The sequence below is a fragment of the Klebsiella sp. 10-1 genome (genome assembly GCF_009758445.1).
In the GTDB taxonomy this organism is placed as follows: domain Bacteria; phylum Pseudomonadota; class Gammaproteobacteria; order Enterobacterales; family Enterobacteriaceae; genus Klebsiella; species Klebsiella scottii.
In genome coordinates, this window is record NZ_WQRE01000004.1 from 406,631 (window position 1) to 428,480 (window position 21,850).

The window sequence follows — 21,850 nt, forward strand, 5'->3', positions numbered from 1 at the left end:
CTGGCAAATAAAAACGCAGCGAAAGCGTTGGTCAGCCGGATTCATAGGCCTATAATGCAGGCTGTTTTTCACTTGTAGAGTAGTAGCAATGAAGCGTAGTAGAACGGAAGTAGGGCGCTGGCGCATGCTAAGACAGGTGAGTCGCCGTAAATCGCGCTGGCTGGAAGCCCAATCGCGTCGCAATATGCGCATCCTCGCCATCCGCAAGGAGCTGGTGAAACGACAGCGTCATTCCCTGTTGTTCGTCTTCACTGAGTACTGAAATAAAAGGCACCGCATGCGGTGCCTCTGTGTTTTTGTCGGCGGCTGGCCCTAAAATACCTTTTTGTAGGGCTTCACCGCGACGTTCTGGTAAACCCCGGCGGCAATATAAGGGTCGTCGTTCGCCCATGACTGCGCCGCTTCCAGTGATTCAAACTCGGCGATAACCGTTGAACCGGTGAAGCCCGCAGCGCCAGGTTCGTTGCTGTCGACGGCAGGCATTGGCCCGGCGGTCAGCAGGCGACCTTCATCATGCAACAGTTGTAAACGCGCCAGGTGGGCGGGACGGACCGACGACCGCTTTTCCAGAGAATCGGCGATGTCTTCAGCGTAAATTACGTAAAGCACGGCAAGGCTCCTTATCAATAAATAGGCGAATCACGTTAAGTGAATCCGGCGTTGACTGCAATGCAAAGATGCTCAACGGGTTAAAATGCCCGATGCCGGGCTTTTTTTTAACGGAAAGGGGGCAAATTTTGATACAAGGTAACAAGGCTTATTGAATATGATTGCTATTTGCATTTAAAATCGGGGCATCATTTTTCAACTGAAACGACTATGAGCGCAATGACCATTGATTTACCTCGCCGCTTTCCGTGGCCGACGCTGCTGTCCGTGACTATCCACGGTGCCGTTGTGGCGGGGTTGCTTTATACCTCGGTACATCAGGTTATTGAACGGCCATCTCCTTCTCAACCGATTGAGATAACCATGGTGGCTCCTGCGGATCTCGAGCCTCCTCAGGCGGCACAGCCGGTGGTTGAACCGGTTGTTGAGCCGGAGCCAGAACCAGAAATCGTGCCTGAGCCGCCGAAAGAAGCGCCGGTTGTTATTCACAAGCCTGAGCCGAAACCCAAGCCAAAGCCGAAGCCAAAACCCAAGCCGGAGAAAAAGGTCGAGCAGCCGAAGCGTGAAGTTAAGCCTGCGGAAACGCGTCCGGCATCGCCGTTTGAAAATACCAACACTGCGCCAGCGCGTACGCCGCCATCCACTTCCACGGCCGCCGCGAAGCCAACGGTTACCGAGTCAAGCGGCCCGCGGGCGCTCAGCCGCAACCAGCCGGGCTATCCGACTCGCGCCCAGGCGCTGCGTATTGAAGGCGTGGTGCGCGTGAAGTTTGACGTCACCCCGGACGGCCGTCTGGACAACGTCGTGATCCTTTCCGCGCAGCCGGCCAATATGTTTGAGCGTGAAGTGAAAAACGCCATGCGTAAGTGGCGCTACGAGCCCGGCAAACCGGGTACCGGCGTGACGATGACCATTAAGTTCCGTCTTAAAGGCGTTGAGATCAACTAACCGCCGTCAATGAGGCCCCTTACGGGGCCTGCTCTGCGAAGACATCGTCGAGCGCTTTTTGCGCCGTCACAAGGTGCTGGCCACCGAACAAGATCGCCCGGTTGAATAGCGTATAGAGTTGATAAATGGGCTGACGATCGAGGAACCCGGACGGCAAAGGCGAGACCGACTGATAGCCGTCGTATATTTGCGGCGGCTGCTCAGGATGCAGCGGCAGCATGGCGAGGTCGCATTCCCTGTCTCCCCAGTAGCAGGCCGGGTCGAAAATATAGGGTCCGTTCGGCCCCAGCGCGCAGTTGCCGGACCAGAGGTCGCCGTGCAGTAAGGAGGCCTGAGGCTGATGGCCGCTGAGGCGCTGCTGCACGTAGTCAACAATGGTATCGATATCGCCGAAGTGTAGCCCTTTTTCTGCCGCCAGCTCAAGCTGCCAGCCGATGCGCTGTTCGGCAAAGAATGTCGCCCAGCGGCGTTGCCAGGCATTAGGCTGGGGAGTCGTGGAAAGGTCATTATCAAAATCGAGCCCAAACTGCGGCTGATCGCTCCACTGATGCAGATGCGCGATTTGCTGACCGAGCAGAAAAGCGTTGTGCGCGTCGAGCGGGCGAGGGGGCAAATACTCCATCACCATGAAGCTGTAATCGCGATCGCTGCCGACGGCAAACACCTGCGGTACCTGAACGGTTTTACTCCGCGACAGAAGCTCGAGCTGATCCGCCTCGGCGGTAAAGATAGGCAATAGCTCACGTTCGTCACATTTTACGAAGTAGTCCTTTCCACCGAAGCGCAGGTGCCATGCTGCGTGGATTTCTCCGCCGGGCAGTTCGTTTCGCAGTTCGATTTCAGCTGCTTCAGTATGCCACTCGCTTAACAAATTGCTGATAGCCTGCCACATGCCGTCTCTCCCCATGTTTTCCACCATTTCATAAGGTTAGCGCATAACCTCGGCGTAAAATTCGAACTGACGCACAACTGACGCTTTCCGCAGCGCCAATCGCACTTATTGAGCTTCCAGCCACTGAGAAAATGTGGTTATCGTGACTTCGGCAGGCCGCCCCAGCGCCGTTTCCGCTAATCCTGCGCTCAGGGCCTGCACCTCCTGCGCACTTTGCGGGGAAATCAGACCAAAGGTGTTGGTTCCCAGCTCGTGAGGTTTTCCCTCGTCGTCATTGAGTACCAGGGTGAAACCCGCGCGGGTAAGGTGATTGCTTAGCTCGTTTATCTCGGTAAGCGTCTCTTCGTGAAAACGGATCGTCACGACAAAGGTTTGAATTTCGGCGCTCATTTTTCACCCCGTTGTTATCCATGGAATTTTCAGCATAGACCATGCTGGACATTTGGCGACTCCCTCTGCCTGGGCAGAGGGAAAGGATTAACGATCGTATAAGTAGGAGTAGATTTTATGCGTGTTCTCCTGCGAGCAGAGCCGGGTGCCCTGATTGACGGTAGCGGCGCTGCCTGCGGCGACGCCAAAGCGCACCATATCTTCAAGACCGGCATTTTCGGCAAGGCGCAGGGTCATCGCGCCTACCATGCTGTCGCCTGCGCCGACGGTGCTTTGGCTCTTCATCGGCGGCGGGACAACCTGCACGCTGCCGCTGCTATCGACGCCAAGCGCGCCCTGCGGGCCAAGGGAGACGACAACCCTTCGGGCCTTGCCCGAGCGAATCAGCTCCTGCGCCGCTTGTCGAACATCGTTCGGCTGGCTCAGGTCACGCTGGACGAGCGCGCTCAGCTCTTTCTGGTTAGGTTTAACAAGCTCAATGTTGCCCACCTCAAGTGCGGCCGCGAGCGCCTCTCCTGAGCTGTCGATAATGCAGCGAAGCTGGTGCTGCTGCGCGCTTTTTACCAGCTGGGTCAGGTTTTCAATGTCGATCCCCGGCGGCAGGCTGCCGCTGATCACCAGCAGCGAGCCGGGCTCAATCGCCAGCACCTTTTCTTCGAGACGGCGGAACTCCTGCTGAGTTAACGCCGCGCCGGGCATCACGAAGCGGTATTGTTCGCCGCTGGAATCAACGTGCACGTGCAAATTTTGCCGCGTCCAGTCGCCGGTCTCGACGGTTTCTACGGGGACCTGCTCATCGGCAAGCAGGGCGGTGAGATGTTCGCCGGTTGCGCCGCCGGCGGGGTAAATCGCCGTCGCCTCGCCGCCGAGAAAGGTGATCGCGCGGGCGACGTTAATGCCGCCGCCCCCGGGCTCGAAAACCGGCGCGCTGCAGCGTAGTTTACCTTCCGGATAGATTTGCGGGGTCTGGGTGGCGCTGTCGAGCGAAGGAGCCAGCGTAAGCGTATAAATTTTGGTCATCAAATTTCCTCCATGATACGAGTCAGGCTGTTCTTTTTTTAAGCATGGCACTTCTTATTGCGAAGGGAAAGCATACGAGGCGGGGATTTGTCGGGAAGAAGACATGTTCATTATAAAATAAAGATAGTTCTGAGGGCGGTCTTATTCAAAAAATGAAAGAGTAATTGATTGCTATGTTAATCGTGCTTTTTTATAATTTATCGCCTTTCATTGGACCAGCAGCAGCGATCCTCGCGAAAGTTTCCGGGACCATCTGGGTCTCTCTTTTTGTTGTACGGACTCTAAATTAAATGAAGCTTTTGAAGACAGTACCCGCAGCGGCTATGCTGGCGGGGGGGCTATTTGCGTCTGCGTGCGCAATGGCCGACGATTCCGTTTTTACTGTTATGGATGACCCTTCCACTGCCAAAAAACCTTTCGAAGGTACTGTTAACGCCGGCTATCTGGCGCAGTCCGGAAATACGAAAAGTTCCTCAATGACCGCGGATTCTACGCTGACCTGGTATGGCGATACGACCGCATGGTCGCTGTGGGGTAATGCCAGCAACACCTCGTCCAACGATCAGCGCTCTTCGGAGAAATACGCGGTCGGCGGCCGTAGCCGTTATAACATGACCGACAGCAACTACCTGTTCGGCCAGGCCAGCTGGCTTACTGACCGCTATAACGGCTACCAGCAGCGCGATGTGCTGACCGCCGGTTACGGTCGTCAGATTCTCAACGGGCCGGTGCACAGCCTGCGTTTTGAATTTGGTCCTGGCGTGCGCTATGACGAATATACCGATGGCGATAATGAGACCCAGCCGCTGGGTTACGCTTCAGGTACCTGGGCATGGCAGATGACTGATAACACCAAATTCACGCAAGGTGTTTCCGTGTTTGGTTCCGAAGATACCACGCTGAACTCAGAAAGCGCGCTCAACGTCGCTATCAACGCTCACTTTGCGCTGCGTGTTGCCTATAACGTGACCTGGAACTCCCAGCCGCCGTCATCGGCGCCGGAGCATACCGATCGTCGTACCACGCTGTCGCTTGGCTATAAGATGTAATATTTTCAGGCCGGATATTCCGGCCTGATTGTTTTAAATTTAGCAATAAGTGACATTATTATTTTTGGTCTTTTGTTTTGTTTTTTATAAAAAGAAAATAACCTCCATAATTTCCTCACAATTGATTATCTTGATAAATATTTAACTTTTTTGACACGAAAAGCTAAATATTCAGCCGGACATAAATGTGATCTGGATCTATACTGTCTGTCACCGGCAGAGATGATGTCTTTGCTCGAAATCCTTAAGTAAATAAGAGAATCATCACTATGAAAAATAGCAAAATCGCAACTGCGGCCGTGATGCTGTGCGCGCTCTCGTTCGGCGCCTTAGCCGCTAGCCCCGTCCCGCAGTCAGGCAGCAAGGACCATACTCAGGTAGGCATCGCGAAAGCAACCGACGTTGAAGCGGGATCTAATATTGCCCCGGGATCGCAGTCAACGGGTCAGACTATGGGCGATGCTTTTAATGTTCATAAACTTGTCGCCGGTGAATGGTCCTGATATTTCATTCGTCCGTCGGGCTGTCTCTTATATTTTGAGAAATATAAAGCCGGGTAACGATGTACCGGTTTGACAGACATATGTTTGGCTCCGCGTTTTGATTTTGTCCCCTGATGGCTACCGCACGTAAGCAATACGTCGCGGGGTTTATTTTTGTCCTTTGTTATCTAAAAAAGTCTTGCCTCGCGATTTTTGGCCTCTTCCTCCTTGTTTTATCATTAATAGCAGCCATTTAGTGGGTTGTGACTTTTATCACGCACTAATGATGTGTAAACTAAAGCCCGGTGTTATCAGCAGGCGGCTGCAGGTGGGAACGGAGTGGTTAACCTCGTGCTCATATTTTCGCAGAGTGAAGCGGGAGCTCGGTCTGAACTTGTTGATAATTATGATTATATTGTTTTGTATGTGCTCTTTCGTGCGGGGCACCACTGCAAATAAGGACATGAAATGCCTGTAATTACGCTTCCTGATGGCAGCCAACGCCATTTTGACCACGCGGTTAGCCCGCTGCACGTTGCTCTCGACATCGGCCCTGGCCTGGCGAAAGCCACCATCGCTGGCCGTGTGAACGGCGAGCTGGTTGATGCCTGCGATCCCATCGAAAACGATGCAACGCTCTCTATCATCACCGCTAAAGATGAAGACGGCCTGGAGATTATTCGTCACTCCTGCGCGCATCTGTTAGGTCATGCGATTAAGCAGCTGTGGCCGAACACCAAAATGGCTATCGGCCCGGTTATCGATAACGGCTTCTATTATGATGTTGATATCGATCGTACGCTGACCCAGGAAGACATCGACGCGCTCGAAAAACGTATGCACGAGCTTGCCGAGAAAAACTACGACGTCATCAAGAAAAAAGTCAGCTGGCATGAAGCGCGTGAAACCTTCGTGCAGCGTGGTGAGACCTATAAAGTGTCGATCCTTGATGAGAATATTGCTCATGATGACAAGCCTGGCTTGTATCATCATGAAGAGTACGTCGACATGTGCCGCGGGCCGCACGTGCCGAACATGCGTTTCTGTCATCATTTCAAACTGATGAAAACCGCTGGCGCCTACTGGCGTGGCGATAGCAACAATAAGATGCTGCAGCGTATTTATGGCACCGCGTGGGCGGATAAAAAGGCGCTCAATGCCCATCTGCTGCGTCTGGAAGAAGCGTCTAAGCGTGACCACCGTAAGATCGGCAAGCAGCTTGACCTGTATCACATGCAGGAAGAAGCGCCGGGTATGGTATTCTGGCACAACGACGGCTGGACTATCTTCCGTGAACTGGAAACGTTCGTCCGCTCTAAGCTGAAAGAGTACCAGTATCAGGAAGTTAAAGGTCCGTTTATGATGGACCGCGTGCTGTGGGAAAAAACCGGCCACTGGGACAACTACAAAGATGCGATGTTCACCACCTCTTCTGAGAACCGTGAATACTGCATCAAGCCGATGAACTGCCCAGGTCACGTGCAGATCTTTAATCAGGGCCTGAAATCCTACCGCGATCTGCCGCTGCGTATGGCGGAGTTCGGTAGCTGCCATCGTAACGAGCCGTCGGGCGCGCTGCATGGTCTGATGCGCGTTCGTGGCTTTACCCAGGATGACGCGCATATTTTCTGTACTGAAGAGCAGGTGCGTGATGAAGTTAACGCCTGTATTCGTATGGTCTACGATATGTACAGCACCTTTGGCTTCGAAAAAATCGTCGTCAAGCTCTCTACTCGTCCGGAAAAACGTATCGGAAGCGACGAGGCATGGGATCGTGCTGAGGCGGATCTGGCAGTCGCGCTGGAAGAAAACAATATCCCATTTGAATATCAGCTGGGTGAAGGCGCCTTCTACGGTCCAAAAATTGAATTTACTTTGTATGACTGCCTCGATCGTGCATGGCAGTGCGGAACAGTACAGCTGGACTTCTCTCTGCCGCAGCGTTTAAGCGCCTCTTATGTAGGCGAAAGCAACGAGCGACAGGTACCGGTAATGATTCACCGCGCTATTCTTGGTTCTCTGGAGCGCTTTATCGGCATCCTGACCGAAGAGTTCGCCGGCTTCTTCCCAACCTGGCTTGCGCCAGTGCAGGTAGTCGTCATGAATATTACTGATTCTCAGGCCGATTACGTTAACGAATTGACGCGTAAACTACAAAATGCGGGAATTCGTGTAAAAGCGGACTTGAGAAATGAGAAGATTGGCTTTAAAATCCGCGAGCACACTTTACGTCGTGTCCCGTACATGTTGGTCTGTGGCGACAAAGAAGTCGAAGCCGGTAAAGTAGCCGTGCGTACCCGTCGCGGGAAAGACCTCGGCAGCATGGACGTAAATGAAGTGATCGAAAAGCTGCAACAAGAGATTCGCAGCCGCAGTCTTCAACAACTGGAGGAATAAGGTATTAAAGGCGGAAAACGAGTTCAAACGGCGCGTCCGAATCGTATTAATGGCGAAATTCGCGCGCAAGAAGTTCGCTTAACAGGTCTGGAAGGCGAGCAGCTTGGTATTGTGAGTCTGAGAGAAGCTCTGGAAAAAGCTGAAGAAGCCGGAGTAGACTTAGTCGAAATCAGCCCTAACGCCGAGCCGCCGGTTTGTCGTATTATGGATTACGGCAAATTCCTCTATGAAAAGAGCAAGTCTTCTAAGGAACAGAAGAAAAAACAAAAAGTTATCCAGGTTAAGGAAATCAAATTCCGACCTGGTACCGATGATGGCGACTACCAGGTAAAACTCCGCAGCCTGGTTCGCTTTCTGGAAGAGGGTGATAAAGCTAAGATCACGCTGCGTTTCCGCGGTCGTGAGATGGCTCACCAGCAGATCGGTATGGAAGTGCTTAACCGCGTCCGTGACGATCTGAGTGAACTGGCAGTTGTCGAATCCTTCCCATCGAAGATCGAAGGCCGCCAGATGATCATGGTGCTCGCTCCGAAGAAGAAACAGTAAGGCCTTCAAGTAACAATTCCTGTGGAGCCCTTGGGCTTCTCAGGGACTGTTCGCCTACGTTTCGTTTATTAACAATGCGAAGTGGAAGTTATTAAAATGCCAAAAATTAAGACCGTACGCGGTGCTGCTAAGCGCTTCAAAAAAACCGGTAAAGGTGGTTTTAAGCACAAGCACGCTAACCTGCGTCACATTCTGACCAAAAAAGCTACCAAGCGTAAACGTCACCTGCGTCCGAAAGCCATGGTTTCCAAAGGCGATCTGGGCCTGGTAATCGCGTGCCTGCCGTACGCATAAGTCGTTAACCCTTTTAACTTTTTAATTAGAATAGATACAGGAGAGCACATATGGCTCGCGTAAAACGTGGTGTAGTTGCCCGTGCACGTCACAAGAAAATTTTGAAACAAGCTAAAGGCTACTACGGTGCGCGTTCTCGCGTATACCGCGTTGCCTTCCAGGCTGTTATCAAAGCAGGTCAGTACGCTTATCGTGACCGTCGTCAGAAAAAGCGTCAGTTCCGTCAACTGTGGATTGCGCGTATCAACGCAGCAGCACGTCAGAACGGTATTTCTTACAGCAAATTCATCAACGGCCTGAAAAAAGCCTCTGTTGAAATTGACCGTAAGATCCTGGCTGATATCGCAGTATTCGACAAATTAGCGTTCACCGCTCTGGTCGAAAAAGCGAAAGCAGCTCTGGCATAAGCCAGTTGAAAGAGGGAGCTTGTCTCCCTCTTTTTGTTTCAACACTATCAATACATTGACTTTTATTGTCGTAAGCTTTTCAATACAGGTCTTACGTTTCGTGCCAGACAAGGTAATGCAAGCATGAATGCTGCTATTTTCCGCTTCTTTTTTTACTTTAGCACCTGAACTCAGGAGGCTAGCGCGTGAGAAAAGAAACGAAAAACAGCGCCAGAAAGCCTCCCACCGTGGAGGCTTTTTTCGTATATGAACTGGCTCGTTCTATTTCAAGCTGCAGGTGCGTTGCTTAACTCGCGTCACTCCGCCGGAGCCATCCGGGCTGGATGACGGATTGACCCGCTGCCTGCGACTCGAAATAGTCAGAGCAAAATAATGACCATAACCGGTGTCTGCACCGACATAATGAGGAAAACCATGTCACATCTCGCAGAGCTGGTTGCCAGTGCGAAGGCAGCCATTAATGAGGCATCAGATGTTGCCGCGCTGGACAACGTCCGCGTGGAATACCTGGGTAAAAAAGGGCATCTGACCCTTCAGATGACGACCCTGCGTGAGCTGCCGCCAGAAGAGCGCCCGGCTGCAGGCGCGGTTATCAACGAAGCCAAAGAGCAGGTCCAGCAGGCGCTAAACGCGCGTAAAGCCGATCTGGAAGGCGCGGCGCTGAATGCGCGTCTGGCCGCTGAGACGATTGATGTCTCGCTGCCGGGGCGTCGGGTCGAAAACGGCGGTCTGCATCCGGTGACCCGGACTATCGACCGCATCGAGAATTTCTTCGGTGAACTCGGCTTTACGGTAGCGACCGGTCCGGAGATTGAAGATGACTACCATAACTTCGATGCGCTGAATATTCCGGGCCATCACCCGGCACGCGCTGACCACGATACCTTCTGGTTTGACGCCACTCGCCTGCTGCGTACCCAGACTTCCGGCGTTCAGATTCGTACTATGGAACACCAGCAGCCGCCGATTCGTATTATCGCGCCTGGCCGCGTTTATCGTAACGATTACGATCAGACCCATACTCCGATGTTCCATCAGATGGAAGGCCTGATTGTTGATAAGAATATTAACTTCACCAACCTGAAAGGGACGCTGCACGACTTCCTGCGCAACTTCTTTGAAGAAGATCTGCAAATTCGTTTCCGCCCGTCCTACTTCCCGTTTACCGAACCGTCTGCTGAAGTTGACGTAATGGGTAAAAACGGCAAGTGGCTGGAAGTGCTCGGCTGCGGCATGGTGCACCCGAACGTACTGCGCAATGTCGGTATCGACCCGGAAGTCTATTCCGGCTTCGCCTTTGGTATGGGAATGGAGCGTCTGACCATGCTGCGCTATGGCGTTACCGACTTACGCGCGTTCTTCGAAAACGATCTGCGTTTCCTCAAACAGTTTAAATAAGGGCAGGACAGAACAATGAAATTCAGTGAACTGTGGTTACGCGAATGGGTTAATCCGGCGATCGACAGCGAAGCATTGGCGAATCAGATTACGATGGCCGGCCTCGAAGTTGACGGCGTTGAGCCGGTTGCCGGCAGCTTCAACGGCGTGGTGGTTGGTGAAGTCGTCGAATGCGGCCAGCACCCGAATGCCGACAAGCTGCGGGTGACCAAAATTAACGTCGGCGGCGAGCGCCTGCTGGATATCGTGTGCGGCGCGCCGAACTGCCGCCAGGGTCTGAAGGTCGCGGTCGCCACTATCGGCGCCGTACTGCCCGGCGACTTCAAAATTAAAGCGGCAAAACTGCGCGGCGAGCCTTCTGAAGGGATGCTGTGTTCGTTTTCCGAACTGGGCGTTTCCGACGATCATAGCGGAATTATCGAACTGCCGGCAGATGCGCCGATTGGTACCGATATCCGTGAATATCTGCAGTTTGACGACAACACCATCGAAATCAGCGTGACGCCGAACCGTGCCGACTGTTTAGGCATTATCGGCGTAGCCCGCGACGTAGCGGTGTTGAATAAAGAGCCGCTGAACGCGCCGGAAATTACCCCGGTCGCGGCAACGATTGCCGATACGCTGCCGATCACCGTCGAGGCGCCGGACGCGTGCCCGCGCTATTTGGGACGCGTTGTTAAAGGCATCAATGTTAAAGCGCCAACCCCGCTGTGGATGAAAGAAAAGCTGCGCCGCTGCGGCATTCGCTCCATCGACGCGGTAGTTGATGTCACCAACTACGTCCTTCTCGAGCTCGGCCAGCCGATGCACGCCTTTGACCGCGACCGCATCGAAGGCGGCATCGTGGTGCGCATGGCGAAAGAGGGCGAGACGCTGGTTCTGCTGGATGGTTCTGAAGCCAGGCTCGACGCTGACACTTTGGTTATCGCAGACCATCAGAAGGCCCTGGCGATGGGCGGCATCTTTGGCGGCGAGCACTCCGGCGTTAACGATGAAACGCAGAACGTGCTGCTGGAGTGCGCATTCTTCAGCCCGCTGTCTATCACCGGTCGCGCGCGCCGTCACGGCCTGCACACCGATGCATCCCATCGCTACGAGCGTGGGGTCGATCCGGCGCTGCAGCATAAGGCTCTGGAACGTGCCACCCGCCTGCTGATCGATATCTGCGGCGGCGAAGCCGGCCCGGTGATCGACGTGACCAACGAAGCGACCCTGCCGAAGGCGGCAACCATTACCCTGCGCCGCAGCAAGCTGGATCGCCTGATTGGGCATCACATTGATGATGCCCAGGTTAGCGATATTCTTAGCCGCCTGGGTTGTGAAGTGACCGCAGGCGAAGGCCAGTGGCAGGCCGTTGCGCCGAGCTGGCGTTTTGATATTGCGATCGAAGAAGACCTGGTTGAAGAAGTTGCCCGCGTATACGGCTATAACAACATCCCTGACGAGCCGGTCCAGGCTGGCCTGATTATGGGCAGCCATCGTGAGGCGAACCTGTCGCTTAAGCGCGTGAAAACGCTGCTCATCGATAAAGGCTATCAGGAAGTTATCACCTATAGCTTCGTTGACCCGAAAGTACAGCAGCTGATTCACCCGGGTGAAGAGGCGCTGATCCTGCCAAGCCCAATCTCCAGCGAAATGTCGGCGATGCGCCTGTCGCTGCTGACCGGCCTGCTGGGCACCGTGGTGTACAACCAGAACCGTCAGCAGAGTCGCGTGCGCATCTTCGAGAGCGGTTTGCGCTTTGTTCCTGATACCCAGGCTCCGCTGGGGATTCGTCAGGACGTGATGCTGGCTGGCGTGATTTGCGGCAATCGTTACGAAGAGCACTGGAACCTGGCAAAAGAGTCCGTCGATTTCTATGATTTAAAAGGCGATCTGGAATCCGTTCTGGATCTGACCGGTAAATTATCCGCTATTGAATTCCGCGCAGAAGCGAACGCCGCGCTGCATCCGGGACAGTCGGCAGCGATTTATCTGAAAGGTGAACGCATTGGTTTCATTGGGGTTGTTCATCCTGAACTGGAACGTAAACTGGATCTGAACGGTCGCACTTTGGCGTTTGAGCTGGAGTGGAACAAGCTTGCAGACCGCGTGGTGCCTCAGGCGCGCGAGATTTCCCGTTTCCCGGCTAACCGTCGCGACATCGCGGTCGTCGTCGCTGAAAACGTACCCGCAGCTGATGTTTTAACCGAGTGTAAGAAAGTTGGCGTAAATCAGGTAGTTGGCGTAAACTTATTTGACGTGTACCGCGGTAAAGGCGTTGCAGAAGGCAGCAAGAGTCTTGCAATTAGCCTAATCCTTCAGGATACCAGCCGTACACTCGAAGAAGAGGAGATTGCCGCTACCGTCGCCAAATGTGTAGAGGCATTAAAAGAGCGATTCCAGGCCTCATTGAGGGATTGAACCTATGGCGCTTACAAAAGCTGAAATGTCAGAATATCTGTTTGATAAGCTTGGGCTTAGCAAGCGGGATGCCAAAGAACTGGTAGAGTTGTTTTTCGAAGAGGTTCGTCGTGCTTTGGAAAACGGAGAACAGGTAAAACTCTCCGGGTTCGGCAACTTCGATTTGCGTGATAAAAACCAGCGCCCGGGTCGTAACCCGAAAACGGGGGAAGATATTCCGATTACAGCCCGGCGTGTGGTGACCTTCAGACCCGGCCAGAAACTTAAAAGCCGTGTCGAAAACGCTTCGCCCAGAGACAAATAATCTGAACTAACTAAAAAGGCCGCTTATGCGGCCTTTTTTCTTTTCATTTTCAGGATCAGGCTGTTACGGCGGCGATCATCACTTCGACGAGAATATCCGGGCGCACCATCTCTGCCTGGACGGCTGCTCGCGCCGGGCTGTGGCCTTCCGGCAGTCGGGCGACCCAGGCCTTGTTAAAACCGGCAAAATACCGGGGCATATTTTTAAGCCATACCTGCGCAGAAAGAATGTGCCCGCTATCGCCCGTCTGATAGCCCGCCGATATGCGCCGTGCGCGATGTTTTGCTTTTCTCCCCGCAATACCCACCGTAAAATCAAATACATCTCTTTCTTGCATCCCGGTATCTATGCAGACTTTTGCTCAAATTCAACAGCGCCGCAGCCGGCGTTGGCTCGTTGCTCTCCTGCTGCTGCTGCTGGCGATGATCGCCGCCAGCCTCTGCGCGGGAGATCTCTGGATCCCGCCGCAGGAGTGGCTTAGCGCCAAAGGGCAGCTGTTCATCTGGCAAATTCGCCTGCCGCGCACCCTGGCGGTGCTGCTGGTGGGCGCCGCTTTAGCGCTCTCCGGGGCGATAATGCAGGCGTTGTTCGAAAACCCGCTGGCGGAGCCGGGGCTGCTTGGCGTCTCCAACGGCGCGGGGGTTGGGCTCATCGCCGCCGTCCTGCTGGGTAAAGGATTCCTGCCGGGCTGGGCGCTGGGGCTGTGCGCCATTGCCGGAGCGCTGCTCATCACCTTTATTTTGCTGCGTTTTGCCCGCCGGCATCTGTCAACCAGCCGTCTGCTGCTGGCGGGCGTTGCGCTAGGGATTATCTGCAGCGCGCTGATGACCTGGGCCGTCTATTTCTCCACCTCATTTGATTTACGTCAGCTGATGTACTGGATGATGGGCGGCTTTGGCGGCGTAGACTGGCAGCAGCTGTGGCTGATGCTGGCGCTTCTGCCGGTGCTGGCCTGGGTGGGACTACAGTCCCAGCCGCTGAATATACTGGCTCTGGGAGAGGTATCGGCTCGCCAGCTGGGTTTACCGCTCTGGCTGTGGCGTAAGCTGCTGGTGGTCGCGACCGGTTGGCTGGTTGGGGTGAGCGTGGCGCTGGCCGGGGCTATCGGCTTTATTGGCCTGGTGATCCCGCATATCCTGCGGCTATGCGGATTAAGCGATCATCGCGTTCTGCTGCCGGCCTGTATGCTTGCCGGCGCCAGCGCGCTGTTAGGCGCCGATATTATCGCCCGTCTGGCGCTGTCGGCAGCGGAACTGCCGATCGGCGTGGTCACCGCGACGCTGGGGGCGCCGGTGTTTATCTGGCTGCTGCTGAAATCCGTACACGCGCAGTAAGCGCCGAACTTAACCGCATCGGCAGGACGTGTATCGCCTGCCGATGCGGAGATTAACCGGTATTACCACCCTTTGATGGCATCACCTTTATAAACTTCCAGCGCTTTATCGGCGACCTCTTTGGTCTGGAACGCCTCTTTCAGCTCCTGAATCTTTTTGCTGTCTTTATTATCTTCGCGAGAAACAATGGCGTTCACGTACGGCGAGTCCTGGCCTTCCATAAACAGGCCATCCCGCGCGGCGGACAGGCCAACCTGCGCCGAGAAGTTGGTGTTAATAATCGACAGGCTAACGTCAGGATCGTCCAGGGTACGAGGCAGCTGCGGGCTGTCCACTTCGACAATTTTCAAATGCTTAGGATTGTCGATAATATCCAGCGCCGTTGGCAGGTAGCCGACGCCATCTTTCAGCTTGATGAGGCCCTGCGCCTGCATCAGCAGCAGGCTGCGTCCCAGCGTCGTGGTCTCGTTGGAAATAGATACCGTTGCTCCATCAGGTAACTCGCTGATATTTTTTATTTTGCGAGAGTAGGCGGCGATAGGGAAAACGAACGTTTTGCCGACGATGGCAAATTTGTAGCCTCGCTCTTTCGACTGCGCTTCGAGGTAGGGCAGCGTCTGGAAAGCGTTAGCATCAACGTCTTTATTGTTTAACGCTTCATTCGGCAGGACGTAATCATTAAAGGAGATCACCTCAACGTCGAGGTTATATTTGTCCTTCGCAACCTGCTCAACCACTTTCCAGATAGCCTCATCCGGACCCGTATTGATCGCGACTTTGACCTTATTACTATCGTCAGGGGAGCAGGCCGATAACAACACAACCGATGAGGCAATTAACACCGAACTCAACAGCTTCTTCATCTATAAAACTCTCTTAAATTAATCAGTAACGAAATGCTATTACATCCGTTTAACACTGTACACTGAATTGCGCGACGTCCCTATTGAGAGGAATTCATGTCGCTGCAGAGGCACGGTACGGTATGCCCGTCAGAGGATTCAAAGTACAATGACCGCGCCTCAATCCGCTACAGTAGATAGGGATCACCTGAACCAGAAATCGCTTTTATTCACAGAGGGAAGGCTATGCAACACACTATTCTTGATACCGAAGTTACCACTATCGATGGTGAGAAAACCACGCTCAACGCCTATGCGGGCAAAGCGTTGTTAATCGTAAACGTGGCGTCAAAATGCGGCCTGACGCCGCAATATGAACAGCTGGAAGCGCTGCAGCAAGAGTTTGAGAATGACGGCTTCACGGTGCTTGGGTTCCCATGTAACCAGTTTCTTGGACAGGAGCCGGGCAGCGAGGAGGAGATCAAAACCTTCTGCAGCACCACCTATGGCGTGACCTTCCCGCTGTTCAGTAAAATTGACGTCAACGGCGAAGATCGTCATCCGCTATATCAGAAGCTGGTGGATGCCGCACCGCAGGCCGTAGCGCCGGAAGGCAGCGGTTTTTACGAGCGGATGGCAAGCAAAGGCCGCGCGCCGCTGAACGACAGCGATATTTTATGGAATTTCGAAAAGTTCCTGCTGAGCGCCGACGGCCAGACTATCCAACGCTTCTCGCCAGATATGGCGCCGAACGATCCGCTGCTGGTGGCGGCGATTAAAGGAGCTTTAGCGAAATAATGCCGTTTTTGATGCAGCTACAGGATGTAGAGGAGCCGGGGCGGCTGGCACCGTTTAGCGCCGAGGTTCGACCAGGAGAAATGATCCATATCGTCGGGCCAAACGGTGCCGGGAAGAGCACGCTGCTCATGCGCATGGCCGGCCTGACGACGGGGCCCGGGCGCATCAGTCTCAACGAACGGCCGCTAAAAATGTGGCCGGCTTCCGAGCTGGCGCGGCATCGTGCTTACCTGAACCAGCACCAGATGCCGCCCTTCGCGATGCCGGTCTGGCACTATCTGTCGCTGCATCTGCAAAATAACGCGCGGAGCGATCTGCTCGGCGCGGTGGCCGAGAGGCTAGGGCTGAGCGATAAGCTTGGCCGCCAGGTCAATCAGATTTCTGGCGGCGAGTGGCAGCGCGTGCGGCTGGCGGCGGTCATTCTGCAAATCGACCCGCTGGCCAACCCTGCGGGACAGCTGCTGCTGCTCGATGAGCCGATGAACAGCCTCGACGTGGCGCAGCAGGCGGCGCTCGACGGCGTTCTGAGCGAACTGTGCGCGGCGGGGATCTCGGTGGTCATGAGCAGCCACGATCTCAATCACACGCTACGGCATGCGCAGCGGGCGTGGCTCATCTGCCGGGGAAAAACTATAGCCTGCGGCTATACCTCGGAGGTATTGACCGAAGAGAATTTAACCGCGGCCTATGCGATTTCTTTCCAGCGGGTGGCGTTTGGCGGTCATTTTATGCTCATCGCGTCACAGTAGCGCGAAGCACGCTTGCCAGTTCATTGATAAACCAGCTAAATTATTCTGACAATAAGATAAGGAACAGAGGAATCGTCTGAGATGCGTTTGTGGTTCGTTCTTTTGACGGCACTATTTCTGGCAGGCTGCAGCAGCCATCGGGCGCCGCCGCCTAATCCTCGGCTTGCGGATTCTATTACCGTCATCGCTAATCTTAACGATCAGCTGCGGAACTGGCGGGGCGCGCCGTATCGCTACGGTGGGATGACGCCGCGCGGGGTGGACTGCTCCGGCTTTGTGGTGAGGACCTTCCGCGATAAGTTTTCCATGCAGCTACCGCGTGAAACCCGCGAGCAGGCAGAGATCGGCACCCGCATCGATAAAAGCGAGCTGCTGCCTGGGGATCTGGTGTTCTTCAAGACGGGCTCCGGCGAGAGCGGTCTGCACGTAGGGATCTACGATACCGATAACCAGTTTATCCATGCTTCGACCAGCAATGGCGTTACGCGCTCATCGCTGAATAACGTGTACTGGAATAAAAAATTCTGGCAGGCACGAAGAATATAGCGCTCTGCGCGACTTACCGGGTTCACGTCGGTCGGCTGTGAGGTGTTCCGTTCACCGGACGCTTTGCAGAACATGCGGCCTTGATGCCAGGTGACCGGGTTAAGGGGAAGATAACCGTCTTCCCCTTAACAATCCCCGCGGTCCCGCACGGAAATCGCTGCTGCGCACTACGCTCACCTCCCGGCCTGCAGCCTGCGGTCGGCTCAACTCGACCTGCTCGCCCGTTCCGGGGCTCGCTCCTGTCTCGATTCGCCTCTTGACGCCATCCCTGGCGGCCAGCCCTTGTCTTCCGGCCTTCGGTTCGCCGATTTCAGCGGGGAGCCAGGGCCCCGCTGCACGCCTTTCCGTCACTGGAGCCCATCATTGCGGTCGTGTTCGGCCGGAGCGTAGCGATGGATGAGACAAAAATCGCCTGGCTGGCAAGCGCAGGACCTTCGGCTTCCCCACTTTTATGTTGATAACCCTGCCATTCGCCCGTGTTAATACCTTGTTGAAGGCACTACACTGAAGGTCGGAGGAACTCATGACCCTGTCTTTTACCACCCACTGGCGTGATGAACTGCCAGATTTCTATACGGCCTTAATGCCGACACCGCTGAGCAACGCGCGGCCGATCTGGCATAACGCGCCGCTGGCGCAGACGTTGGGCGTGCCTGAGGCGCTGTTTCAGCCGTCAACGGGCGCCGGCGTATGGGGCGGCGAAGCGCTGCTGCCCGGTATGTCGCCGCTGGCGCAGGTCTATAGCGGCCATCAGTTTGGCTCCTGGGCCGGGCAGTTGGGCGATGGCCGGGGGATCCTGCTGGGCGAGCAGCAGCTGCCCGATGGCCGACGAATGGACTGGCATCTGAAGGGCGCCGGACTCACGCCTTATTCGCGAATGGGCGACGGGCGCGCCGTGCTGCGCTCGACGATCCGTGAAGGCCTGGCATCGGAAGCGATGCACGCTCTGGGTATACCAACCGCCCGCGTGCTGGCGATAGTGACCAGCGACACGCCGGTATATCGTGAAACCGTCGAGCACGGAGCGATGCTGATGCGTATCGCCGAAAGCCACGTGCGCTTTGGCCACTTCGAGCACTTCTACTATCGTCGGGAAGCGGAAAAGGTACAGCAGCTGGCCGACTACGTGATTCGTCATCACTGGCCCGAGCTCGACGGAGAGGCGGATAAGTACATTCTGTGGTTCCGTGACGTTGTCACCAGAACGGCGACGCTTATCGCCAGCTGGCAAACGGTCGGCTTTGCGCATGGGGTTATGAATACCGATAACATGTCTATTCTCGGCCTGACGATGGACTACGGCCCGTACGGGTTCCTCGATGACTTCAAGCCTGATTTCATCTGCAACCATTCGGATTACCAGGGGCGCTACAGCTTTGAGAATCAGCCGGCGGTAGGCCTGTGGAATTTACAGCGCCTGGCGCAGTCGCTGTCGCCGTTCATCAGCGCCGATGCGCTAAACGCGGCGCTGGATGGCTATCAGCACGCGCTGCTGAGCGCCTACGGCCGCCGCATGCGCGACAAGCTTGGCCTGTTCACCCAGCAGCAGGGCGATAACGATCTGCTGGACGGTCTGTTTGCGCTGATGATACGGGAAGGCAGCGATTACACCCGCACCTTCAGGATGCTGAGCGCCAGCGAGCAGCTCAGCGCCGCGTCGCCGCTGCGCGATGAGTTTATCGATCGCGCCGCCTTTGATAGCTGGTTTGACGGCTATCGCGCGCGCTTGCGTGATGAGCAGATTGATGATGCGCGGCGCCAGCAGCATATGCGTGCCGTCAACCCGGCGATGGTGCTGCGTAACTGGCTGGCACAGCGGGCAATTGAGCAGGCAGAGCAGGGTAACACCGGCGAGCTGGAGCGTCTGCACGAGGCGCTGGCCCAGCCGTTTATCGACCGGGAAGATGATTACATCAGCCGTCCGCCGGACTGGGGAAAAGGGCTGGAAGTCAGCTGCTCCAGCTGATACGCCGGTGCGCCCGGGCACCGTACTCTCCTCGCGCTAACCGGCGGGGAGAGCTATTTTGTCAGGATCAGCTTGCCTGCGTGGGTCTGACGCAGCAAATAGCGCTGACCGTCATGTTCGATCACCACCCGACCTTCAGTACCTAGCAGCACCCGGCTGCAAATCTGACGATCCGTGGCGACAGGGTAAGGGGCATTGTCTTTTGTTTTTTCAGCTGTGGCAGTGTTATCCATTCGCGTCATAGCACCAAAATAAAAATAAAAGCAACAATGATAATCATTATCAGTAATGTTAATTTTCACGGCAAGCGTTTTTTATCAAAGTACTATATTTGGCAGGCTGACGGTGGGGATATTCCGCCGCGTGGGGGGAGAATTCCCACCGCATGCGCGGTGGGAGAGAGCGGCTACAGGCGAGCGGCGGTTGCCGCAGCCAGTTCAGCCAGCAGACGCTCGCTGTCTTCCCAGCTCAGGCACGGGTCGGTAATCGATTGACCCCAGGTCAGCGGTTGCCCGGCAACCACTTTCTGCGTCCCTTCCTGCAGGAAGCTTTCCGCCATGATGCCGGCGATGGCCGTCGAACCGTTGCGGATCTGCTGGCAAACGTTCTCGCACACTTCCAGCTGACGACGATGCTGTTTCTGGCAGTTGCCGTGGCTGAAATCGACAACCAGCTGCTCCGGCAGATCAAACTCACGCAGCGCATCGCAGGCCGCGCTAATATCCGCAGCGTGATAATTTGGCCGTTTCCCGCCGCGCATAATGATATGCCCGTAGGGGTTGCCGCTGGTCTGATAGATGGTCATCTGACCCTGCTTGTCCGGAGAGAGGAACATATGGCTGGCGCGGGAGGCGCGAATCGCATCAACGGCGATACGCGTGTTGCCGTCGGTCCCGTTTTTGAATCCTACCGGGCAGGAGAGCGCAGAGGCCATCTCGCGGTGGATTTGGCTCTCGGTGGTGCGCGCGCCAATGGCGCCCCAGCTGATAAGATCGGCGATAAACTGCCCGGTCACCATATCGAGGAATTCGGTGGCGGTCGGCACGCCCAGCTCATTGATCTGCAGCAGCAGGCGCCGCGCCAGTTCGATACCGTGATTGACCCGATAGCTGCCGTTAAGGTCAGGATCGGAGATCAATCCCTTCCAGCCGACAACGGTACGCGGTTTTTCAAAATAGGTGCGCATCACGATTTCCAGCTGCGGCTGGTAGCGCTCGCGCATAGCCTGAAGGCGGTGCGCATACTCCAGCGCGGCCTGGGTATCGTGAATGGAACAGGGGCCAATAATCACCAACAGGCGGCGATCTTCGCCGTTAAGGATCTTTTCAATTCGGCGGCGGGAAGCGGAGACGTGTGCCGCGACATCGGCAGATACGGGATGCCGCTGGGCCAGTTCCGCAGGCGTTACCAGGCTTTCAATGCGCGCGGTACGCAGTTCGTCTGTTTTATTCATTGGGGTCTCAAAAATCTGTTTCTTCCGCGACGAAAATGCCGGGAAGTGATGCGCATCACGATAAACCAATCCCCGCTTATTGCAAGAGCGGGGGATGATCCTGTATAGGCCACGGGTGATAGCATAAACAAATTTTCAATAATGTACTAGTGTGTTAGTACATCCTTCGGCTCAGCCCCATGATGTCCATGATTTTGGTCGCGATCTCCTCCACTGAATAGTTGGTACTATTCAGGCAGGGAATTTTATTCTTGCGGTACAGCGCCTCCACCTCGGTGACTTCCATTCGACACTGACGCATCGAGGCATAGCGGCTGTTTTCCCGGCGCTCTTCGCGGATCGCCGCCAGGCGTTCCGGACTAATGGTCAGGCCGAACAGCTTGTGCTGTAGAGGCTTGAGCGAAGCGGGCAGGATTAAATTGTCCATATCGTCGGCGATAAACGGATAGTTGGCGGCGCGAATGCCGTACTGCATGGCCAGATACAGGCTGGTTGGCGTTTTGCCGCAGCGCGAGACGCCCAGCAGAATCACCTGCGCCTGATCGAGGTTGCGCAGCGAGATGCCGTCGTCGTGGGCAAGGGTGTAATCAATGGCGGCAATACGCGCATCGTACTTGTTCAGGTTACCCGGAGTGAGGCCGTGGGTACGATGAGCGATCGGCGTGGGGTCGAGGCGCAGCTCCTGCTGCAGAGGTGCCACCAGCGCCTGCACGATATCCTGACAGAATCCTTTACTTTGCATGATGATGTCGCGAATTTCTGGAATCACGATGGAGTAAAAGACCAGTGGACGGATGCCGCTTTGCTCATAGATGGCGTCAATTTGCTCCTTCACCGCTCGCGCCCGGCTGATATTTTCCACGAACGGCAGGGTAACGCTGCTGATAGCGACCGGAAACTGCGACATCACCGCGTGCCCCAGCACCTCGGCGGTAATGGCCGTCCCGTCGGAAATATAAAACACGTGGCGATCTACAGCACTTTCCATTTTGACCATCCGGTATAATGAGTTTAATTACCTGA

At 55.2% G+C, this 21,850-nt stretch carries 25 protein-coding genes, 1 pseudogene and 1 other annotated feature; of the genes and pseudogenes, 17 read left to right on the forward strand and 9 right to left on the reverse strand.

The features are described 5' to 3' along the window. The first annotated feature begins 88 nt into the window (after positions 1-88). Positions 89-262: a YciY family protein gene (locus GO007_RS17450; protein ID WP_095102028.1), complete on the forward strand. Its 174-nt coding sequence runs from the start codon at positions 89-91 to the stop codon at positions 260-262. Between the two features lie 50 nt (positions 263-312). On the opposite strand, the gene GO007_RS17455 is transcribed toward GO007_RS17450, so the two are convergent. Continuing rightward, positions 313-609, reverse strand: coding sequence for a YciI family protein (locus tag GO007_RS17455; RefSeq protein WP_041146062.1), 297 nt, complete (start codon positions 607-609; stop codon positions 313-315). A gap of 210 nt (positions 610-819) precedes the next feature. Here GO007_RS17455 and tonB point away from each other — a divergent pair, with 210 nt between their 5' ends. Next, positions 820-1,557, forward strand: a complete 738-nt coding sequence (tonB, locus tag GO007_RS17460; protein WP_095102030.1) for a TonB system transport protein TonB — start codon at positions 820-822, stop codon at positions 1,555-1,557. Between the two features lie 19 nt (positions 1,558-1,576). Here the strand turns inward: tonB and GO007_RS17465 are convergent, their stop codons facing one another. The 3 genes from GO007_RS17465 to pfkB all read right to left on the reverse strand — a co-directional run bounded on the left by GO007_RS17465 (position 1,577) and on the right by pfkB (position 3,859). After that, positions 1,577-2,449, reverse strand: a complete 873-nt coding sequence (locus GO007_RS17465; RefSeq protein WP_095102031.1) for a fructosamine kinase family protein — start codon at positions 2,447-2,449, stop codon at positions 1,577-1,579. A gap of 105 nt (positions 2,450-2,554) precedes the next feature. Further along, positions 2,555-2,839 carry a type V toxin-antitoxin system endoribonuclease antitoxin GhoS gene (ghoS, locus tag GO007_RS17470; protein WP_095102034.1) on the reverse strand — a complete coding sequence of 95 codons (285 nt, stop codon included), beginning with the start codon at positions 2,837-2,839 and terminating at the stop codon, positions 2,555-2,557. An 87-nt stretch (positions 2,840-2,926) separates the two neighbouring features. Continuing rightward, entirely contained in the window at positions 2,927-3,859 is a 933-nt protein-coding gene (gene pfkB, locus GO007_RS17475; protein WP_095102036.1) for a 6-phosphofructokinase II, read from the reverse strand. Positions 3,860-4,149: 290 nt separating this feature from the next. Here pfkB and GO007_RS17480 point away from each other — a divergent pair, with 290 nt between their 5' ends. The 10 genes from GO007_RS17480 to ihfA all read left to right on the forward strand — a co-directional run bounded on the left by GO007_RS17480 (position 4,150) and on the right by ihfA (position 13,139). After that, positions 4,150-4,908, forward strand: coding sequence for a DUF481 domain-containing protein (locus GO007_RS17480; RefSeq protein ID WP_095102038.1), 759 nt, complete (start codon positions 4,150-4,152; stop codon positions 4,906-4,908). Positions 4,909-5,177: 269 nt separating this feature from the next. After that, positions 5,178-5,411: a YdgH/BhsA/McbA family protein gene (locus tag GO007_RS17485; RefSeq protein ID WP_095102040.1), complete on the forward strand. Its 234-nt coding sequence runs from the start codon at positions 5,178-5,180 to the stop codon at positions 5,409-5,411. Positions 5,412-5,858: 447 nt separating this feature from the next. Beyond that, complete coding sequence (thrS, locus tag GO007_RS17490; protein ID WP_095102042.1) at positions 5,859-7,787, forward strand: threonine--tRNA ligase; 1,929 nt, start codon at positions 5,859-5,861, stop codon at positions 7,785-7,787. A 3-nt stretch (positions 7,788-7,790) separates the two neighbouring features. Further along, positions 7,791-8,333 (forward strand): translation initiation factor IF-3, encoded by a 543-nt coding sequence (gene infC / locus GO007_RS17495; protein WP_049267827.1) that lies wholly within the window; start codon positions 7,791-7,793, stop codon positions 8,331-8,333. Between the two features lie 96 nt (positions 8,334-8,429). Further along, entirely contained in the window at positions 8,430-8,627 is a 198-nt protein-coding gene (rpmI, locus tag GO007_RS17500; RefSeq protein WP_001124225.1) for a 50S ribosomal protein L35, read from the forward strand. 50 nt (positions 8,628-8,677) lie between these two features. Further along, entirely contained in the window at positions 8,678-9,034 is a 357-nt protein-coding gene (rplT, locus tag GO007_RS17505; RefSeq protein WP_004102963.1) for a 50S ribosomal protein L20, read from the forward strand. Between the two features lie 118 nt (positions 9,035-9,152). Then, positions 9,153-9,278 (forward strand) — a sequence feature (Phe leader region). After that, positions 9,158-9,202: a pheST operon leader peptide PheM gene (gene pheM / locus GO007_RS28975; RefSeq protein ID WP_001386830.1), complete on the forward strand. Its 45-nt coding sequence runs from the start codon at positions 9,158-9,160 to the stop codon at positions 9,200-9,202. It overlaps the preceding feature by 45 nt. 170 nt (positions 9,279-9,448) lie before the next feature. After that, positions 9,449-10,432: a phenylalanine--tRNA ligase subunit alpha gene (pheS, locus tag GO007_RS17515; RefSeq protein ID WP_041146054.1), complete on the forward strand. Its 984-nt coding sequence runs from the start codon at positions 9,449-9,451 to the stop codon at positions 10,430-10,432. A 15-nt stretch (positions 10,433-10,447) separates the two neighbouring features. Then, positions 10,448-12,835, forward strand: coding sequence for a phenylalanine--tRNA ligase subunit beta (gene pheT, locus GO007_RS17520; protein ID WP_095102044.1), 2,388 nt, complete (start codon positions 10,448-10,450; stop codon positions 12,833-12,835). 4 nt (positions 12,836-12,839) lie between these two features. Further along, a complete protein-coding gene (gene ihfA, locus GO007_RS17525) occupies positions 12,840-13,139 on the forward strand; it encodes an integration host factor subunit alpha (protein WP_004102960.1) in 300 nt (99 codons plus the stop codon). A 55-nt stretch (positions 13,140-13,194) separates the two neighbouring features. On the opposite strand, the pseudogene GO007_RS29190 reads toward ihfA, so the two are convergent. Further along, a pseudogene (locus GO007_RS29190) lies at positions 13,195-13,380 on the reverse strand (Rid family hydrolase); the annotation flags it as partial. Positions 13,381-13,486: 106 nt separating this feature from the next. Between GO007_RS29190 and btuC the strand changes: the two are divergent. Further along, positions 13,487-14,473: a vitamin B12 ABC transporter permease BtuC gene (btuC, locus tag GO007_RS17535; RefSeq protein ID WP_095102048.1), complete on the forward strand. Its 987-nt coding sequence runs from the start codon at positions 13,487-13,489 to the stop codon at positions 14,471-14,473. 62 nt (positions 14,474-14,535) lie between these two features. Here btuC and GO007_RS17540 read toward each other — a convergent pair whose 3' ends face one another. Next, positions 14,536-15,336, reverse strand: a complete 801-nt coding sequence (locus tag GO007_RS17540; RefSeq protein ID WP_095102050.1) for a MetQ/NlpA family ABC transporter substrate-binding protein — start codon at positions 15,334-15,336, stop codon at positions 14,536-14,538. 225 nt (positions 15,337-15,561) lie between these two features. On the opposite strand from GO007_RS17540, the gene GO007_RS17545 reads away from it, so the two are divergent. From GO007_RS17545 to selO, 4 genes are all read left to right on the forward strand, one after another. Further along, the gene (locus GO007_RS17545) at positions 15,562-16,113 is read left to right on the forward strand and encodes a glutathione peroxidase (protein WP_095102052.1); all 552 of its coding nucleotides are present in this window, start codon (positions 15,562-15,564) and stop codon (positions 16,111-16,113) included. Next, positions 16,113-16,862: a vitamin B12 ABC transporter ATP-binding protein BtuD gene (btuD, locus tag GO007_RS17550; RefSeq protein WP_095102054.1), complete on the forward strand. Its 750-nt coding sequence runs from the start codon at positions 16,113-16,115 to the stop codon at positions 16,860-16,862. The genes GO007_RS17545 and btuD overlap by 1 nt, the downstream gene beginning before the upstream one ends. Positions 16,863-16,943: 81 nt before the next feature. Then, positions 16,944-17,408 carry an NlpC/P60 family protein gene (locus GO007_RS17555; protein WP_095102056.1) on the forward strand — a complete coding sequence of 155 codons (465 nt, stop codon included), beginning with the start codon at positions 16,944-16,946 and terminating at the stop codon, positions 17,406-17,408. A gap of 523 nt (positions 17,409-17,931) precedes the next feature. Beyond that, complete coding sequence (gene selO / locus GO007_RS17560) at positions 17,932-19,374, forward strand: protein adenylyltransferase SelO (protein ID WP_095102058.1); 1,443 nt, start codon at positions 17,932-17,934, stop codon at positions 19,372-19,374. Positions 19,375-19,427: 53 nt separating this feature from the next. On the opposite strand, the gene hemP is transcribed toward selO, so the two are convergent. The 3 genes from hemP to ppsR form a co-directional block, all read right to left on the reverse strand. After that, positions 19,428-19,607, reverse strand: coding sequence for a hemin uptake protein HemP (gene hemP, locus GO007_RS17565; RefSeq protein ID WP_189339890.1), 180 nt, complete (start codon positions 19,605-19,607; stop codon positions 19,428-19,430). Between the two features lie 173 nt (positions 19,608-19,780). Further along, positions 19,781-20,827 (reverse strand): 3-deoxy-7-phosphoheptulonate synthase AroH, encoded by a 1,047-nt coding sequence (gene aroH / locus GO007_RS17570; RefSeq protein ID WP_095102290.1) that lies wholly within the window; start codon positions 20,825-20,827, stop codon positions 19,781-19,783. 154 nt (positions 20,828-20,981) lie between these two features. Beyond that, positions 20,982-21,815: a posphoenolpyruvate synthetase regulatory kinase/phosphorylase PpsR gene (ppsR, locus tag GO007_RS17575; protein WP_095102292.1), complete on the reverse strand. Its 834-nt coding sequence runs from the start codon at positions 21,813-21,815 to the stop codon at positions 20,982-20,984. Between the last annotated feature and the right edge of the window lie 35 nt (positions 21,816-21,850).

Coding starts and splice junctions, on each gene's coding strand:
- GO007_RS17450 (WP_095102028.1), top strand. CDS start 89: ATGAAGCGTAGTAGAACGGAAGTAGGGCGCTGGCGCATGCTAAGACAG.
- tonB (WP_095102030.1), top strand. CDS start 820: ATGAGCGCAATGACCATTGATTTACCTCGCCGCTTTCCGTGGCCGACG.
- GO007_RS17465 (WP_095102031.1), bottom strand. CDS start 2,449: ATGTGGCAGGCTATCAGCAATTTGTTAAGCGAGTGGCATACTGAAGCA.
- ghoS (WP_095102034.1), bottom strand. CDS start 2,839: ATGAGCGCCGAAATTCAAACCTTTGTCGTGACGATCCGTTTTCACGAA.
- pfkB (WP_095102036.1), bottom strand. CDS start 3,859: ATGACCAAAATTTATACGCTTACGCTGGCTCCTTCGCTCGACAGCGCC.
- GO007_RS17480 (WP_095102038.1), top strand. CDS start 4,150: ATGAAGCTTTTGAAGACAGTACCCGCAGCGGCTATGCTGGCGGGGGGG.
- GO007_RS17485 (WP_095102040.1), top strand. CDS start 5,178: ATGAAAAATAGCAAAATCGCAACTGCGGCCGTGATGCTGTGCGCGCTC.
- thrS (WP_095102042.1), top strand. CDS start 5,859: ATGCCTGTAATTACGCTTCCTGATGGCAGCCAACGCCATTTTGACCAC.
- rpmI (WP_001124225.1), top strand. CDS start 8,430: ATGCCAAAAATTAAGACCGTACGCGGTGCTGCTAAGCGCTTCAAAAAA.
- rplT (WP_004102963.1), top strand. CDS start 8,678: ATGGCTCGCGTAAAACGTGGTGTAGTTGCCCGTGCACGTCACAAGAAA.
- pheS (WP_041146054.1), top strand. CDS start 9,449: ATGTCACATCTCGCAGAGCTGGTTGCCAGTGCGAAGGCAGCCATTAAT.
- pheT (WP_095102044.1), top strand. CDS start 10,448: ATGAAATTCAGTGAACTGTGGTTACGCGAATGGGTTAATCCGGCGATC.
- ihfA (WP_004102960.1), top strand. CDS start 12,840: ATGGCGCTTACAAAAGCTGAAATGTCAGAATATCTGTTTGATAAGCTT.
- btuC (WP_095102048.1), top strand. CDS start 13,487: ATGCAGACTTTTGCTCAAATTCAACAGCGCCGCAGCCGGCGTTGGCTC.
- GO007_RS17540 (WP_095102050.1), bottom strand. CDS start 15,336: ATGAAGAAGCTGTTGAGTTCGGTGTTAATTGCCTCATCGGTTGTGTTG.
- GO007_RS17545 (WP_095102052.1), top strand. CDS start 15,562: ATGCAACACACTATTCTTGATACCGAAGTTACCACTATCGATGGTGAG.
- btuD (WP_095102054.1), top strand. CDS start 16,113: ATGCCGTTTTTGATGCAGCTACAGGATGTAGAGGAGCCGGGGCGGCTG.
- GO007_RS17555 (WP_095102056.1), top strand. CDS start 16,944: ATGCGTTTGTGGTTCGTTCTTTTGACGGCACTATTTCTGGCAGGCTGC.
- selO (WP_095102058.1), top strand. CDS start 17,932: ATGACCCTGTCTTTTACCACCCACTGGCGTGATGAACTGCCAGATTTC.
- hemP (WP_189339890.1), bottom strand. CDS start 19,607: ATGGATAACACTGCCACAGCTGAAAAAACAAAAGACAATGCCCCTTAC.
- aroH (WP_095102290.1), bottom strand. CDS start 20,827: ATGAATAAAACAGACGAACTGCGTACCGCGCGCATTGAAAGCCTGGTA.
- ppsR (WP_095102292.1), bottom strand. CDS start 21,815: ATGGAAAGTGCTGTAGATCGCCACGTGTTTTATATTTCCGACGGGACG.